13 protein-coding genes are annotated in these 14,742 nt (G+C 65.1%); 7 read left to right on the plus strand and 6 right to left on the minus strand.

Translation table 11 applies throughout. The annotated features are described in order from the left end of the window. The first annotated feature begins 12 nt into the window (after nt 1-12). Both AB4Y94_RS09045 and AB4Y94_RS09050 read left to right on the plus strand, forming a co-directional pair. Nucleotides 13-708, plus strand: coding sequence for a helix-turn-helix transcriptional regulator (locus tag AB4Y94_RS09045; protein ID WP_441727399.1), 696 nt, complete (start codon nt 13-15; stop codon nt 706-708). A 133-nt stretch (nt 709-841) separates the two neighbouring features. Beyond that, on the plus strand, nt 842-1,306 hold the full coding sequence (locus tag AB4Y94_RS09050; RefSeq protein WP_441727400.1) for an aromatic ring-opening dioxygenase LigA: 465 nt from the start codon (nt 842-844) through the stop codon (nt 1,304-1,306). 248 nt (nt 1,307-1,554) lie between these two features. Here AB4Y94_RS09050 and AB4Y94_RS09055 read toward each other — a convergent pair whose 3' ends face one another. Continuing rightward, complete coding sequence (locus AB4Y94_RS09055) at nt 1,555-2,964, minus strand: NAD(P)/FAD-dependent oxidoreductase (protein ID WP_441727401.1); 1,410 nt, start codon at nt 2,962-2,964, stop codon at nt 1,555-1,557. 215 nt (nt 2,965-3,179) lie between these two features. Between AB4Y94_RS09055 and AB4Y94_RS09060 the strand changes: the two genes are divergently transcribed. Then, nucleotides 3,180-4,592: a PucR family transcriptional regulator gene (locus AB4Y94_RS09060; RefSeq protein ID WP_441727402.1), complete on the plus strand. Its 1,413-nt coding sequence runs from the start codon at nt 3,180-3,182 to the stop codon at nt 4,590-4,592. A 25-nt stretch (nt 4,593-4,617) separates the two neighbouring features. Here the strand turns inward: AB4Y94_RS09060 and AB4Y94_RS09065 are convergent, their stop codons facing one another. Then, a complete protein-coding gene (locus tag AB4Y94_RS09065) occupies nt 4,618-6,180 on the minus strand; it encodes an aldehyde dehydrogenase family protein (protein WP_441727403.1) in 1,563 nt (520 codons plus the stop codon). Nucleotides 6,181-6,562: 382 nt separating this feature from the next. Here AB4Y94_RS09065 and AB4Y94_RS09070 point away from each other — a divergent pair, with 382 nt between their 5' ends. Next, the gene (locus AB4Y94_RS09070) at nt 6,563-8,068 is read left to right on the plus strand and encodes a purine-cytosine permease family protein (protein WP_441727404.1); all 1,506 of its coding nucleotides are present in this window, start codon (nt 6,563-6,565) and stop codon (nt 8,066-8,068) included. A gap of 237 nt (nt 8,069-8,305) precedes the next feature. Here AB4Y94_RS09070 and AB4Y94_RS09075 read toward each other — a convergent pair whose 3' ends face one another. Then, nucleotides 8,306-9,412: a low temperature requirement protein A gene (locus AB4Y94_RS09075; protein ID WP_441727459.1), complete on the minus strand. Its 1,107-nt coding sequence runs from the start codon at nt 9,410-9,412 to the stop codon at nt 8,306-8,308. Between the two features lie 145 nt (nt 9,413-9,557). Next, complete coding sequence (locus AB4Y94_RS09080) at nt 9,558-10,505, minus strand: SMP-30/gluconolactonase/LRE family protein (RefSeq protein ID WP_441727405.1); 948 nt, start codon at nt 10,503-10,505, stop codon at nt 9,558-9,560. Nucleotides 10,506-10,657: 152 nt separating this feature from the next. On the opposite strand from AB4Y94_RS09080, the gene AB4Y94_RS09085 reads away from it, so the two are divergent. Further along, the gene (locus AB4Y94_RS09085; protein ID WP_441727406.1) at nt 10,658-11,122 is read left to right on the plus strand and encodes a phage tail protein; all 465 of its coding nucleotides are present in this window, start codon (nt 10,658-10,660) and stop codon (nt 11,120-11,122) included. 27 nt (nt 11,123-11,149) lie between these two features. On the opposite strand, the gene ligD is transcribed toward AB4Y94_RS09085, so the two are convergent. Next, entirely contained in the window at nt 11,150-12,379 is a 1,230-nt protein-coding gene (gene ligD, locus AB4Y94_RS09090; RefSeq protein WP_441727407.1) for a non-homologous end-joining DNA ligase, read from the minus strand. 132 nt (nt 12,380-12,511) lie between these two features. On the opposite strand from ligD, the gene AB4Y94_RS09095 reads away from it, so the two are divergent. Both AB4Y94_RS09095 and AB4Y94_RS09100 read left to right on the plus strand, forming a co-directional pair. Further along, nucleotides 12,512-12,859: a PadR family transcriptional regulator gene (locus tag AB4Y94_RS09095; RefSeq protein WP_441727408.1), complete on the plus strand. Its 348-nt coding sequence runs from the start codon at nt 12,512-12,514 to the stop codon at nt 12,857-12,859. Then, on the plus strand, nt 12,856-14,244 hold the full coding sequence (locus AB4Y94_RS09100; protein ID WP_441727409.1) for a permease prefix domain 1-containing protein: 1,389 nt from the start codon (nt 12,856-12,858) through the stop codon (nt 14,242-14,244). Before AB4Y94_RS09095 ends, AB4Y94_RS09100 begins: the two co-directional genes overlap by 4 nt. 27 nt (nt 14,245-14,271) lie before the next feature. On the opposite strand, the gene AB4Y94_RS09105 is transcribed toward AB4Y94_RS09100, so the two are convergent. Next, complete coding sequence (locus AB4Y94_RS09105; protein WP_441727410.1) at nt 14,272-14,700, minus strand: YybH family protein; 429 nt, start codon at nt 14,698-14,700, stop codon at nt 14,272-14,274. Nucleotides 14,701-14,742: the final 42 nt, after the last annotated feature.

A 14,742-nucleotide genomic window follows, 5' to 3' on the forward strand; every position in this document is an offset into this window, starting at 1 on the left:
TCGGTGGGAGAGATGAAACGAGTGGAGCGGCTCCACGCATTGTCGGAGATGCTGCGACGCAGCGGGTCTCGTGGATGCACGGCGGACCGTTTGGCCAACGAGTTTGGCGTGTCTGTGCGCACGATAAAGAGAGATATTGATGCGCTTGAAAACAGTGGGGCTCCGATCTGGTCCCGTCCGGGACCTCGCGGTGGATATGGTCTGACTTCCCAAGCTAACCTCCCACCTGTGAGCCTGACCCCCGCTCAGGCGGTGGCTCTTCTCGCAGCGGTTTCAGCTGCCCCTGATGCGCCCTACGCTGATCTTGCCTCGGTCGCCATCAGGAAGATCGTGGACGTACTTGATCCTCGGACCCGAGTAAAGGTCGATGAACTAGCACGCCGCATCTGGGTCAACACGGATCAGCCTGGAACACGGGCGGTCAGATCGGCCCTTGAGGAAGCGCTGTCTGAGCAACAAGTGGTTCGCATGCGCTACACCGCACAGGATGGCAAGAAGACCACCAGGGACGTCGAACCAGTAATCTTCGCCTCAACGAACGGCCACTGGCATCTTGTTGGTTGGTGCCAGCTGCGCGACGAAATGCGCTGGTTTCGCGTGAGCCGCATCGAGCACGCCACCGCAACAAAGACGCGCTGCGGCACCCATGACGTGGAGGAAATCGGTATCCCACCAGCAACATCCAGATCAGTACACGTTGAAGATTGATGCATGACTCAGGCGGTAGCCTCGGCGAAGGGCGCACAACCCTTTGACCACCTCCGCTGCGGAGCCGTTCCGACAAGAGCTTGGTCGGCTACGGAACGTGGTCCAGTTCCGCTTCAACAACTAAGGATCAACGATGACATCTCCTGCCACCATCTCCGCTCTCCGCAGTGTCGGGGGGCTCACCATCGTCGCTGGCACGCTGTTCATCGCTGCGGGTGCAGGTGCCTGGTACACCGTGACGAAGCAGTTACGCGACGAGAAGATCACGGTGCCCGGCAATGCACCGATTCTCGCGGGCAAGCCGGTTCAAGGCCCGGTGACTGCCTACGTCGAGGCGCTCGTCATCAAGAGCAACGCCGAGCGCGGCGCGGGCGGACGTACCTTCGCGGATATCAGTGATGCGCTGCGTGGTGTCGACGGAAGCAGCGACGAGGCGCGCGAACTGCGCAACCAGAGCTCGGCACTGTCGACCGCGGCATCGCTGCGCACCTCCCTGATGACCTCGGTACTTGCGTACGGAGTCAGCGCCTTCGCTGCCGGGCTTGGCGCCTTCTTCGTGGTCGTCGGGTCGCGACTGCGTCGAGCCGACGGGGGGTAGCGCCCGAGGCCCGTGACGCGGCGGCAGACTTCGAAGAGGCCTTGGCCTCCAAGGCCACGGACGTCACGAGCACGTGTTTCACCGGGCCACCGCTACTACCGCTACCGCCGTTCGGCCGGCGGAATACAGAGGCCGTTCCGGCAACAGGTCTTCACCGAGGTTGGGGCCACGTGGTCTCAGCTGCTCGATTGCGATGAGGTCGCTCGTATTGGTTCCGGATTCACCAGGGTTGACGGCTTCGTATCCATTCAGCCGGCCCGGCCGCTAAGGAGGTCCGCGAAGCGTGCCGCCGGATGCGTGCTCGCGGATCCGCTGCGGTACTCCCGTCGATCCGCGAAACGGTAGGCAGCGTACAGCGAGGCAGCCCCAATCCAGCGGATCGGCTCGAGCTCCCAGTTCTGTGACCGATGACCGACCCAGGGCAGCCGCGTGAGCGTGGTCTGCTCGCCGAGCAGGAGGTCACGGACGGTGCGTGCAGCGAGGTTCGTTCCGGTCAATCCGTGCCCCACGTATCCGCCCGCAACCGCGATCCCGCTCGCAGCATCGAAGGTAACCGCCGCCGACCAGTCGCGTGGCACCCCGAGCACACCAGACCAGCTGTGCTGCAGCCGGGTCTGCGACAGTCCGGGGAAGAGCTCGCGCAACCTTTCGCCCAGTTGCTTGAGCGCCTTCTCAGCCGTGCGACCGTCAGGGTCGAAGCTCGAACTGAAATTGTATGGCACGCCTCGACCGCCGAGCGCAATGCGGCCGTCGGCCGTGCGCTGCAGGTAGGCGAAGCTGTGCGCGACGTCCCCAAGCAGTTCTGCGCCCTCCCATCCGATGCTCGCCTGTTCGTCGGTCGTGAGCGGTTCGGTGATCACCATGCTGCTGTTCATGGGCAGCAGGCGTCGGCGCTGGCCCTGCAGACTGCCGGTGTATCCCTCGAGAGCCTGAACGATGTGCTTTGCACGCACCGTGCCTCGGTTCGTCCGCACGGTGTGGGGAGCAATGGAGATGGCTGCGGTGTTCTCGTAGATGGTGACACCGCGGCGTTCGACCGCGGCAGCCAGTCCAAACACATACTTGGCCGGATGCACGCGGGCACAGTGGCGGGTCCAGTACCCTCCCAGCGCGCCCTCCACCCGAATTCGATCCGCGAACTCAGCCGGGGTGAGCTCGAGAAGGTGGTCGCCATCCCAGCCCGTGTCGCGTAGCGCCGCCAGCGAAGTGCGCATTCGACTGAGTTGCGCCCTGTTGGTGGCAACATGGAGCAGACCATCCTGCACAACGTCTTGGCCGAAGCCTTCCGCACGGGCGACTCGCACAGACTCGTCGACCGCAGCGAACATTTCGTGCTGCAACGCGATCACCCCCTCCGTCCCTTCGCGCTTAGCGTATTGTCGGGACATCCCTGCCGGTTTTGCGCTCATCCAGCCACCATTTCGGCCGGATGCGCCGAACCCGGCGAACTCCTTCTCGATGATCGCGATCTCGAGTTCCGGCTCCGCCTCGGCGAGATAGTAAGCGGTCCACAATCCGGTGAGACCGCCGCCGACGATCGCGACGTCCGCCTCGATGTCACCGGGCAGGGGCGAACGGGCCGGCGGCCGACCTTCACTGGCCACCCAGTATGAGACGCTCCCGTTGCTGAAGCTGGTGGCGAGGGTGTTCCCCGTCATCGACTCACGTCCTCACCGCTCCGCCGTCGGAGCCACTCTCGGTCTGAATCGAGGTTATGAAGCGGAGCCACCCGCAGCATTAGTGCTGTTGTATGAACTGTCGTTGTCGATCATCCAGGCATAGGACTCAGCTGCGTGAGCACCCGAACCCACCACGGCCATCCGCTTTTGTCCCGAAGTCTGAAACCGGTCGTCGCGAGCACTACACTGCGCTCATGAGCGGAGCGAACACGGTCTTAACGGTCAACGACGTCGTCTCGACTGAAAGCCTTGACTTGCGGATGCTGGCCGGGTCGGACGGCCTCCATCGCGAGGTCTTGTGGGCGCACAGTTGCGAGATGGCCGACCCAGCCCGATGGCTCGGACCAGACGAGCTGCTCATGACAGTGGGCCTGTGCGTGCCCAGGAAGGCGAGCGAGCAGACCGCGTTCCTTGGGCGCCTCGACGACGCAGGTCTGGCCGGCATTGTGATCGGCGATCACGAGACAGCGCCTGAGTTGAGTGACGCGATGCTCGCAGAGGCCGACCGCCGCGGGTTCCCCGTCATTCTCGCCGGCGCCCAGACGCCCTACGCGATCGTCGCCCGCCACGTCGCCGCAGCGAACACCTCGTCGCAGACCCTTCAGGTGCTCAAACTCAGCAAGCTGTACCACTTGGCCGCCGAGTCTGGGCACGACCCGGAAACACTTCTGCGTGACCTCGCCGAATTCCTCCGTGTGGGCATCAAGGTGGAGGATCGGCACACCGGCCTGCCGGTACTCGAGGCGCGACTCCCACAACCTTCCACCGCGGCAAAGGAGTCTCGACGCTACCCGTTGCGAGGCGATCGGCTGGCCGACCTCACCATCACAGAACATCCGGGCGAAGAACTCGACGGTTTCATTCTGGTGCACCTCAGGAAGGTGCTCGAGGTTGCCGTCGACGGCGTTCTGAGGTCGGCCGAGCGCCGAGTCGAGCTCGGCGAAAACATCATGCTCGGCTTGCTCAACGGCACCGTTTCGCCAGAGCTTGATGCGGTGGTTTACCCGCACCTGCCATCGAACGGTTTTCAGGTGCTCGCCTTCGCCGAGCCGGATGCGCGAGTCGCCCGCGCGGTCGCGATACGCACGCTTCCCGTGATCGTCGGCGCCGACCGCACCAACCACCTGGCGATGGTGCCCGTCGCCGTCCTTCCCGCGATACGAGAACTGGTTACGTTCCTCGGGATACATGTCGGCGCATCCTCCATCTTCACCAACTACGCGGACGTTCACATGGCGAGCCAGGAGGCGACCAAGGTCTTCGAGGCCAGCAGGCGCAGCGACCGTGCGTGGAGCGACTTCGAAGGGACGACGATTTCGGTGTTGGCTCGATCGCTGCGCGAAGCCTCGGAGATCGTCGCGGGCGTGCTCGGGCCCCTCGCTCGGGATGAGGCACCCACCGTCAAGCTGCGCGAAACCCTCTTCGCGTACCTGCGCAACGACAGGCGCTGGCAGGAGACGGCCGACGAACTCGGCATCCACAGGCAAACGCTCTCCTACCGGTTGCGTCGCATCGAGGAAGAGACGGGGCTCCAACTCTCGCGGTCATCTGACCTTTCCGCGCTCTGGATCGCGTATCAGGCCTGGGAGGCCACCCGCGCGAGCTGAGGCAAGTGCGAGTGGCCACCAACGATCAGTCGGTTTCGGCCGACCAGGCCTCGTGGTCAGGGTATGGGAACCACCAGAAGTCCTGCACCGACACCGCGGGATCGATCATCACCAGCTTGGCGTGCCGGAAGGTGTCCAGGCCTTCCGCGCCGAGCTGCCTGCCGATCCCCGACAATTTGCGGCCGCCGAATGGCCCCGCGTCGTTGTCGAGGAGCGGGGCATTCACCCACACCATGCCGGTGACGATTTCGCGCTGGGCGCGATCGATCTCGAGGATGTCGGTCGAATACAGGGTGGCGCCCAGACCGAATGGCGAATTGTTGGTCAGCCGCACCGCCTCATCGAAACTTGCCACCTTGTACACCGGGGCGATCGGGCCGAACACCTCCTGCGTGTACAGCTCCATGCCGTCAGTGCAGTTATCGATGATGGTCGGCTGAAAGAAGAAGCCATCTGCGAGGTGCTCGGGCAGGTCGGGGCGGGAGCCCCCCGTCACCAGCCGGGCACCCTGCTCCAGGGCACGCGCCAGGAGGCCCTCGACCCGCTCACGTTCGCGCCCGTTCTCCATCGGCCCGATGTCGACCTTGTCGAGACCGTGCCCGATCCGCAGCCGTTCGACTTCGCGAACGAGAGCCGCCATGAACTCGTCGTAGACGTCTTCATGAACCAGAATCTTCTCGGCCGAGGTACACACCTGGCCGCAGTTGAGGAATGCGGCGAAGGCCGCACCACGGGCGGCCACCTGGACGGGCGCCGAGGGCATGACGATGAAGGAATCGCTTCCGGATGCCTCGATCAGATGCGGCTTGAAGGAATCTGCGCAGGTGCGGGCAACGGCCCGCCCGGTGGGCACACTTCCGGTGAAGGCGACCATGTGCGTGTCCGGATGCCCGACTAGCTGCTTGGCGACGTCGGCGCCGCCGGGGAGGCATTGCACGAGTCCTGAGCCGAGAGAGCCGAACAGTTCGACGAAGGCGAGAGTGGTGAGTGTCGCGTTTTCGGACGGCTTGACGATCACCGAGTTGCCTGCAGCGAGGGCTGCGGCCGCCGACCACACCAGAAGGAGGGCGGGAAAGTTGGCTGGGAGCACGATGACGACGGTGCCCATGGGCTCCTTCATCGTGTAATGCGTTTGTCCCGCGACAGAGGTGCCGTGGATGCTTCCGATCGAGTGGCGACCGAGCTCGGCGTAGTAGTCGACGGCCGACGCAGACCAACCGAGCTCGTCGGCACATTCCTTGAACGGCTTGCCGGTTTCCAGGGTCATCATCTCGGCGATCCTCGCCCTCTGCAGGCGCATCTCGTGGGCGAGCTCGTGCAGAAGTTCGGCGCGTCCCAAGGCGCTCACCGCATACCAAGTCTTCTGTGAGGCGTTCGCTCCCGCCACGGCCCCCTCCACCTGCTCAGTGGTCGGCTCCGTGAAGCTGCCGAGCAGTTCAGCGGTGGCGGGATCCGCGACATCCTGCCGCCTCGCACCCGAAGCCGGGCCCAAACCATCCGGTCCAACAAAGCAATCAGAAACCCTAGCGAAGTTTTCGATCACACCCCTCGAGGTGCGTGAACTCGGTGCTCCGACTGGTGACATCATCGTCTTGACTCCCTCACTCTCCACTGGCGCCAGCGGACTCCCATGCCACGGTAGGGAGCCGCTCGCGGTTCCAGAATTGTGGACTGGTACTAAGCCACCCCCTTTGACGTACTTCTGAATAAGCCGAGCGCAGGATTCGCGGCAGTCAAGGGCCTCATACTCCTGGACAAGGTGCACCCGGTGATTCGGATGAGAGAACAGTTCCCCTTCTCCACCCCCGATGCCACCGTGAGCGTCAGGACCGCGCACGCGGCCTGTTCGCAGACGCGGCAATGGAGACGCGAGAGACAACGATGTCAGCACAGGCACTGTGCGATCGCCGGCGACGCGCCCGCACCAGCCCGATCCATCCTCCCAACTGGCCTACCCACGGAGATCTGCAATGACGACCACCACGCGAGAAGAAACCGGCCTCCTTGGTCGGGTCGAGACCCGATCCATCGACTACGTTCCACTTCGAGAACGAAAAGGCCGGATGTTTGACCAGTCGACGGTCTGGTTCGCCGGGAGCGCCCAGTTGCTCACCATCGCAACTGGTGCAATCGGTATCGCACTCGGACTCAACCTGGCCTGGACGCTCATCGGCCTGGCGCTGGGCACGATTCTTGGCACCATCCCGGTGTCGGCGCACGCCACCCAGGGACCCCACCTGGGCCTCCCGCAGATGGTGCAGTCCCGTCCGCAGTTCGGACGTTTCGGTGCGCTATTCATCTGGGCCATGGCCATCGCCGTGTACTGGGGCTACGTCGTGCTCGGCGGCAACTTGATCGGCGTGACCGCTGAAGGGATGGGCTGGGGCGGAGCAGCGCCATGGGCGATCATCGTCTGCCTGGTCGCTCTCGTGCTCGCGATCTTCGGCTACCACTGGTTGCACGCTGCGCAGCGTTACATCAGCTACGGCCTCATCGTCGTGATTCTTGTCTACGTGATCGGCCTCGGCGCATTGGGTCAGGTCCCGGGCGAGTTCTTCAACCTGGCAGGAACCTTCCAGGTTGGCCCATTCCTGGCCGTGGTCACTGCGGCCGCCGCCTACCAGCTCACCTGGGCGTTCTTCGTCTCGGACTACTCGCGCTACATGCCGGCCAACACGAAGCGAAGCACGATTGTCGCAACAACGTCCGGTGGGCTGTTCTTAGGGCTCTTCTCGTTCATGGCGATCGGAGCGGTTGCAGCGTCGCTGATGCCCTTGCTGCTTGAGCGCACACCCGGGCTGAGCGAGCGTCTCGAAGGCGACGCGACGGGCTTCGCCGTGAGCCTCGTGGAGACGGGCAAGCTGGTCTTCCCCGGGCTCGGTGAGCTCGTGCTCATCTTCGGCGGACTCGGCCTCATCGGCCTCATGGCGATGTGCGTCTACGGTGGCTCGCTCACGCTCATCACCGCGCTCGACAGCATCCGTCCTGTTCGCCCCACGCGTCGCATCCGGGTCATCACGATCTTGATAGTCGGTCTGACCGGTGCGGTGGCTGCCGCGCTCGTGCCGACCGACTTCCTCTACAACAACCTGTACACCGTGCTGATCGTGCTCGCGTACCTCATGGGGCCGTGGACCGCGGTCAACCTCACGGACTTCTTCTTCGTGCGTCGCGGCCACTACTCGGTGACCGAGATGTTCCGGCGAGATGGCATGTACGGCTTGTGGAGCTGGCGGGGCATCGTCTCCTACGTTGCAGCCGTCATCGCGATGTTGCCATTCATGTCCATTCCTGGAGTGTTCGAGGGGTCCATCTTCACCGCGCTCGGCGGAGTGGACCTCGCCTTCTTCATCGGGATCCCGGTCGGCGGCGTGATCTACTGGCTGCTCTGCCGCAACCTTGATCTCGTAAAGGAGCGCGCGACGATCGCTGAAGCAGATCAGGACATCGACGCAATCGGAAAGCCGATCGACTAGGGATGAGGAACTGAACCTCTCGAGATGTAGCGGGGGATGGTGCAGTCGCCTCAGCTGCACAAGACGACAGAAGTAGGCGGGGACCTCCGCGACGACGTGGCTGCTCAGGCTCGTTTGAGCTCCACGGAGGTCCTCGCATTTCACCCAGACCACTTCGTCAGATGGAACGGCGGCGTGTTGGAATTCCGTTTCAACGTATAGGGCTCCCGACGGCCTGCGTTGAATGCTCGCAGTTGTCTAGTCCGCTCGCAGACGTTCCAGGCGAGTCGGGATCTCCGTGACGGTGACGATGATCGACAGGATGATTGCCGCGCCGATCACCGTTGCCGTTGCGTCCCAGACCACGCCCACCCCAGCCAGAACAACGCCGAGCCCGACGGCAGGGCCGGCCCACGCGTACGCGCGCCGGGATGCCCGGCCGAACCGAAGGGCAATGAGTGCGTTGGTCAGGTAGAACAGCGAAATGCCGCCACCGAGGGACAGCGACGAGGCAACGGGCAGTGGTTCATCGGGGTGAGCGATCGCCACCGCGAGAGCGCCCGAGATCACAGTCACCCCCGCCACCAGGAGGAAGGGCAGGAATCCGACGGTGTCTCGGATCCCACCGGAGTCCCCGGCTCGCTGAAGCTTCTCCAGCCCCTGTTGCATGGCATTCGCGCTATACATGAAGAACGTCCAGGCGAGGAGCGAGGCGATGACCAGCCCGAACACGGCGGTCAGGCCCGATTCCCACGTCCAATCCTCGTTGAGCGCAGAGACCGTCGACAGCACCGACTCGCCCAGCACGATGATGACGAGCAGCCCGAACCGCTCCGTGAGGTGTTCCACGTTGATGCGTTGGACAACGTCTCCTGCCCAACTTGCCATGCTCGAGATCAGCATTGTGACCTCGAGCACGATGGCGATCGCCCAGATGACGAAGTTGGTTGGTGCCGGGACGAAAACCGACGCAAACCACAGTACGGCTGTCGCGCCGTTGTAGACGAGGATGCGCCAGCGACTTGCGGTCCGGTTCCACCGTTGCCAGATCCAGAGCACGAGCAAGACGAGTCGCAGCAGGACGTTGCCGGCAGCAAAGAGCCAGGCCCGATTGTCTGTAGCTTCGGGTGCCGCGACAGCGATGGCCCCGACGGCGAACATGGCGGACAGCATAATGACGGTGAGTTGCCGGCGAGTCAGCTCGGGCATGATATTCACCGCGAACGTGAGGTTCACCCACGACCACCAGATGGACGCGAACAGGGCGAAGAAGATGCCGAGCGCTGCGATGCTGGGATGTGTGTGGAGTCCGTGGGCGATCTGTCCCACGAGCGCAACAAAGATCAGGTCGAAGAACAGCTCCATCCAGAACACACGTGAGGGATCTCGGTCGTGCACACTGGGCAACCCCGCTGGCACTGGGCTTCGCTTGTGTGCCATCTGAAACCTCCTGTGGGGCCCCGGCTGGCTGCGGAACGTCGTGGCATTCCGTTTCAATGTCCAACTGCCGTCAGCGATCGATGCGCACCACCGAGTACATGGTGTCGGGCGTCGGGGGAGTGTCGAAGCGCGCGTTCGGCAGGTAGAGCCCGTTGCCGAACCGCGCGATCGTCGTCGGCACCTGGAAGTCGGGGTCGGTCAGCCGGTCGACGAGTTGACCGCCGGTGCCTGCTGCGTTGAGGTGGATGACGGCGACCGTGTTCGACAGATTCTGTGCGACGTACAGCGTGCGTCCGACGACGAGCAGTCCGTCGCCGTTCGTGAGCACGGCACCGCCCAGGTCGACGGCCGTCGCAACGCCGGTTTCGGGATCGACACGGAACAGGATGCCGGTGGACGACTGGATCACGAGGAGCGCCTGGTGGTTCGGAGTCTCGGCGATGCCGTTGGCGTTGAAGCCCGGCTGCTGCACCCAGTCGCCAGACAGCGGGACGACCTTCACCGCGTCCGGCTCCGGAAGCGCGCCGCCCGGTCCGAGGGGGAGCTTGTAGAGCTGCGCCTGCGAGCTGTCGGTGAACCACGCGGCGTCGTGAGTCAGGACGACGTCGTTCACGAACGACGGCGCGGTGGTGAGGGTGTAGTTCCGAAGGACGTCGCCGGTGGCCGCATCCACGGCCCGCGCCTCACCGGCACTCCCGCCCGCGATGAACAGCCGACCCCGGTTGTCGATCTTCAGGCCGACTGACTGCGTGCCGGGACCCTGAAGGGTCGTGATTCCCTGGCCGGTGCGCACATCGAAGACGTAGACGTCGCCGTCGACGAGTGAGCCGACATATCCCCTGGCGCGAGGGCCGATCGCGATCCCCTCGGGCTGGAACCCGTCGGGCAGCGTGATCACATCCTCGACGTGACCGGGCGGTGCCTGGGGTGCGGCGAGGGCTGAGGGTGTCCCGAAGGCGATGAGGAGCGCACCCAATGCGGCGACGGACAGTGTACGTGCGACGAAGCGACCGGACATGGGGTCATCGTACTCCGGCCCCGGCGCCCATCGAAAGGCCATCGACGGGCTCGAGCGCGGTCGGCCCACAGCCACGCGTGCACGCCCACGGTCACGGGCATGCCGGGCCGTTGCGCTAGCGTTGTTGCACCGTCACAGATCAAGGGGACCGCATGTCGCACATCGTCGATTTCGAGAACGTCTCGTCGGCCGGTCTCGAATCGTCTCCAGTGGCTCCGGCACTCGCCGGGTTGCGTGCGAACGAGGCCCGCTACTTCAGGAACAAGTACGACCACGTCTTCACGGTGAGCCCTGCGGACGAGGCTCCTGAGGTGGTCGAGTGGGTGAGTCGCATCCTCAGGGACGAGCGCGACATCGTCATCGACTCCCGCCCGCTCGAGGCGACCGCCTTCGAAGTCGACGGTATTCGCATGGCGTACGTGTTCTATGAGTCCGGGCTCTCGATCAACGTGATGTACACGATCGAGGACGGGCAGAAACGAGCGGTCGGGTTCAAACTCGCCGAAGGCATGGAGGTTCCCGAGGAGCTGGCGACGCGCTTCAAATTCGCGCGCCAGAAATCGAAGCTGGCCGGCGTCATCCGCGGTTCCTACTTCGTGATCAAGGGCGAGCACTAGGCCCGTCGGTACCGACCTGCCCTATTGTCAGTGGTTGCCGGGGGCACGCTTCCAGGGGTCGTAGTCGACTTCGAGCTCTGCCTGATCCGGCCGCTCGTCCTCGGGCACGTGCTGGAGGTTCACCCGGATCCGGTACCAGAGCGAACTGGATCCGCGCATCCCATCGACCATCACATCTGCGGGCCCCAGCAGCTTCACGACCTGCGGATGCTTCGACTTCCACCGTTCGAGACCCTCGAGTGCCTCTGGCTTGGTCTTCGCGCGCGCGATCTCGATCAGCGGCATCGTCGGCGCGCGTCTTCCTGACCCGTCGCGGGACGTGGGCGCCTTCTCGGCCGGGCCGAGCTCGTCGGCGAGGGCGAGCAGTCCGTCCAGGCCGCCGACGGCATCGTCGATTCCGGATGCCGCGTCGCCGCGGTCCGCGAACCGGGCCAGAACCGCGTGCACGGTGAATTCCTCGGGCCGGCAGGTCGGCACCTCGTCCCAGTCGAGCGGAGTCGATACGCGGGCATCCGGCAGCGGACGCACCGAGTACGCCGAGGCGACCGTGCGGTCCTTGGCGTTCTGGTTGAAATCGACGAACACGCTCTCGCCGCGTTCTTCCTTCCACCACCGCGCGGTGGCCAGGCCCGGCGCCCGCCGCTCGACCTCCCGGGCGAGCGCCTCGGCGGCAAGCCGCAACTGGCGGTAGTCCCAGCGTTGTTCGATCCGGGCGTAGATGTGGATGCCGCGGGAGCCGGACGTCTTCGGCCAGCCGACGAGGCCGTGGTCAGCGAGGACATCCCGGGCGATCATCGCGACGTCCACGATCTGCCGCCAGTCGACCCCGGGCATCGGATCGAGGTCGACCCGCAGCTCGTCCGGGTGGTCAAGGTCTTCGGCGCGCACCGGGTGCGGGTTGAGATCGAGGCACCCGAGGTTGACCACCCATGCCAGCGCCGCCGCATCCCGCACGACGACCTCCTCGGCCGAGTTGCCAGACGCATAGTGCAGCGTCGCCGTCTCGATCCACTCCGGCCGCTTCTCCGGCGCCCGCTTTTGGAAGAACGCTTCCTGCTCGATGCCCTTCACAAAACGCTTCAACACCATGGGTCGACCCGCGACACCGCGCAGCGCACCGTCGGCAACAGCGAGGTAATACCTGACCAGGTCGAGCTTCGTGATGCCCGGCGCGGGGAAGACCACTTTGTCCGGGTTCGAGATGTGTACCTCGCGGCCGGTGATGTCCAGCACCTCGGCCTTGCTCGTCGGGCTCACGAGGCCACCATAGCCCCGTGCGGCCGCCGGCGGCAGTCCCCGGCGACGGCGCCCTACCTGGAAGATTGACATACCTAGAAGATCGATGTACCTAGAGCATCTAGGTATACGATGGGTGCACAAGGAGGCCACATGAACATCGACAAGGACCTGGTCGCCGCGATGTCGACCCCGCTCGTACTCGCAATCCTCATCGAGGACACGAGCTACGGTTATGCGATCCTCAAGCGCGTGCGCGAACTCTCCGCCGGCGAGATGGAATGGACCGACGGGATGCTGTATCCGCTCTTGCACCGCCTGGAGCGACTCGGGTATATCAGCGCCGAGTGGGGTGTCTCGCCGGAGGGCAGGCGGCGCAAGTACTACCAGGCCACCGAATCCGGTCGCGCCCAACTGGCCGAACAGCGCAGGCAGTGGGTCGCAGCCACCCGTACCCTGGGCGGATTGTGGGACCTGGCTGTGCCGGCGGCGCTCGCATGAGCACCCGCGACGTGAACGGCGCCCGTCAGGACGCGGGCGGCGTGAGCGACGACGCTCTGGAGAGCCAGATCGGGCGGTGGCGTGCCGCCATCCTGCACGATCGCGCGGTCGACGACTCCGACGCCGACGAACTGGAGGGCCACCTCCGTGAGCAGGTCACCGAGCTGGAAGCGGCCGGCCTGACCACCGACGAGGCATTCCTGGTCGCGGTCAGGCGACTCGGCCAGGTGAACCTGATCACGGCCGAGTTCGCCCGCGAACACAGCGATCGGCTGTGGAAGCAGCTCACCCTCTCGCGCCCCGACGGCGAGCGGCGCCACCCCGTGTCGCTCATGCTTGGCTTCGCCGTGATCACGGCCGTGCTGGTCCAGGTCGCCCGGATCCTCGGTGGCGTGCCCGGCACCAGCGGGTCGTGGTTCCTGCGGGACGTCAGCCTGTTCGTGCTGCCCGTTCTCGGGGCCTACTTCGCGGTGCTGAGACGGATGCCGTGGCCCCGGGTGGTCACGCTCGGCGCGGTCGGGGCGGTTGTCGCGCTCGCCGTGAACCTGTTCCCCTTCGGCCCCGGCGCGACTACCGAGCTGCTCGTGGCGATCCACCTCCCGGTCGTGCTCTGGTTCGGTGTCGGAATCGCCTACGTCGGCGGCGACGTCGGCTCGTCTTCGAAGCGGATGGACTTTATCCGCTTCACCGGCGAATGGGCGATCTACTGCGCCATCATCGCGCTGGGCGGTGCTGTGCTCATCGGCCTCACCGTCCTGGTGCTCACCCCGATCGCTCCCGGCGTCGTCGATGACGTGTTCCTCTGGGTGCTGCCGTCGGGGGCCGCCGGTGCCGTCGTCGTCGCGGCGTGGCTCGTCGAGGCGAAGAAGAGCGTGATCGAGAACATCGCCCCTGTGCTCACCGCCATCTTCACGCCGCTGTTCGCGGTGATGCTGCTGGTCTCGGCGATTGCTTACACGCTCGCCGGAGTGGGGCGCGACTTCGACCGTGACCTGCTGATCGTGTTCGACGTGCTCCTGCTGGTGGTGCTCAGCCTCGTCGTGTACGGGATCTCGGTGCGAGACACGACCAGGGGAGCGCGAGCGATGGCCGCAATCAGGCTGGTGGCCGTCGGTGCGGCGTTGATCCTCGACGCTCTCGTGCTGGTCTCGATGTTCGCGCGGGTAGGCGAATTCGGGTTCACCGCCAATCGGCTGGCGGCGCTCGGCCTCAATATCATCCTGCTCGTGAACCTGGCCGTCACGGCCTGGCTCACCGTGCGCGTGCTCGCGGGGCGAACACGGGCGATCCGCCTCGAACGGTGGCAGACCGGATACCTGCCGGTGTTCGCGGCGTGGGTGGTGCTGGTGGTGCTCGTCGTGCCCCCGCTGTTCGGCTTCGCCTGACCTGTCGGCCGAGGGGACGGCGCCCGGTCATGTCGGCGGTGGGCTCTCGTCCTGCGGCGGATAGTCACCGTGCCGGTGGACGATCTTCCACTCGCCGTCTTCGCGGCGGTACACGTGGGTGACCCTCACCTCGACGGGCTCGACGCTGCCGTCGGCTTCGACCGAGTCGAACCGTTCGAAGCCGACGCTGTAGGCCATATCACCGATGGCCTCGGCCACCTCGATGTCGTACCGGTAGTTGCGATACGTCCCGGTGCCCAGCCGTTCGGCGACCCAGAGGAAGGTGCGACTCACATCCTCCCAGCCGAACCTGTTGGGACCCCACGCCCCCAGGAGGGAAACCGGATCCCTCCTCGAATAGATCGCCAGGCGCGGGGCAGCGTCCCCGGCGACGATTGCCATCTCAGCTTCCGTCTGGCGAGCGAGGAACTCACGGAAATCACTGTCGTCACTCATGACTGGCCTCCTGGCGTGTCGTGTCGACACCAATCCTGCGCC

It is taken from the genome of Glaciibacter sp. 2TAF33 (assembly GCF_052114945.1).
Taxonomy (GTDB): domain Bacteria; phylum Actinomycetota; class Actinomycetes; order Actinomycetales; family Microbacteriaceae; genus Cryobacterium.

What these genes read in the sequence shown, in the direction of transcription:
- AB4Y94_RS09045 (WP_441727399.1), top strand. Translation starts at nt 13, where the DNA reads ATGAAACGAGTGGAGCGGCTCCACGCATTGTCGGAGATGCTGCGACGC.
- AB4Y94_RS09050 (WP_441727400.1), top strand. Translation starts at nt 842, where the DNA reads ATGACATCTCCTGCCACCATCTCCGCTCTCCGCAGTGTCGGGGGGCTC.
- AB4Y94_RS09055 (WP_441727401.1), bottom strand. Translation starts at nt 2,964, where the DNA reads ATGACGGGGAACACCCTCGCCACCAGCTTCAGCAACGGGAGCGTCTCA.
- AB4Y94_RS09060 (WP_441727402.1), top strand. Translation starts at nt 3,180, where the DNA reads ATGAGCGGAGCGAACACGGTCTTAACGGTCAACGACGTCGTCTCGACT.
- AB4Y94_RS09065 (WP_441727403.1), bottom strand. Translation starts at nt 6,180, where the DNA reads ATGATGTCACCAGTCGGAGCACCGAGTTCACGCACCTCGAGGGGTGTG.
- AB4Y94_RS09070 (WP_441727404.1), top strand. Translation starts at nt 6,563, where the DNA reads ATGACGACCACCACGCGAGAAGAAACCGGCCTCCTTGGTCGGGTCGAG.
- AB4Y94_RS09075 (WP_441727459.1), bottom strand. Translation starts at nt 9,412, where the DNA reads ATGGAGCTGTTCTTCGACCTGATCTTTGTTGCGCTCGTGGGACAGATC.
- AB4Y94_RS09080 (WP_441727405.1), bottom strand. Translation starts at nt 10,505, where the DNA reads ATGTCCGGTCGCTTCGTCGCACGTACACTGTCCGTCGCCGCATTGGGT.
- AB4Y94_RS09085 (WP_441727406.1), top strand. Translation starts at nt 10,658, where the DNA reads ATGTCGCACATCGTCGATTTCGAGAACGTCTCGTCGGCCGGTCTCGAA.
- AB4Y94_RS09095 (WP_441727408.1), top strand. Translation starts at nt 12,512, where the DNA reads ATGAACATCGACAAGGACCTGGTCGCCGCGATGTCGACCCCGCTCGTA.
- AB4Y94_RS09100 (WP_441727409.1), top strand. Translation starts at nt 12,856, where the DNA reads ATGAGCACCCGCGACGTGAACGGCGCCCGTCAGGACGCGGGCGGCGTG.
- AB4Y94_RS09105 (WP_441727410.1), bottom strand. Translation starts at nt 14,700, where the DNA reads ATGAGTGACGACAGTGATTTCCGTGAGTTCCTCGCTCGCCAGACGGAA.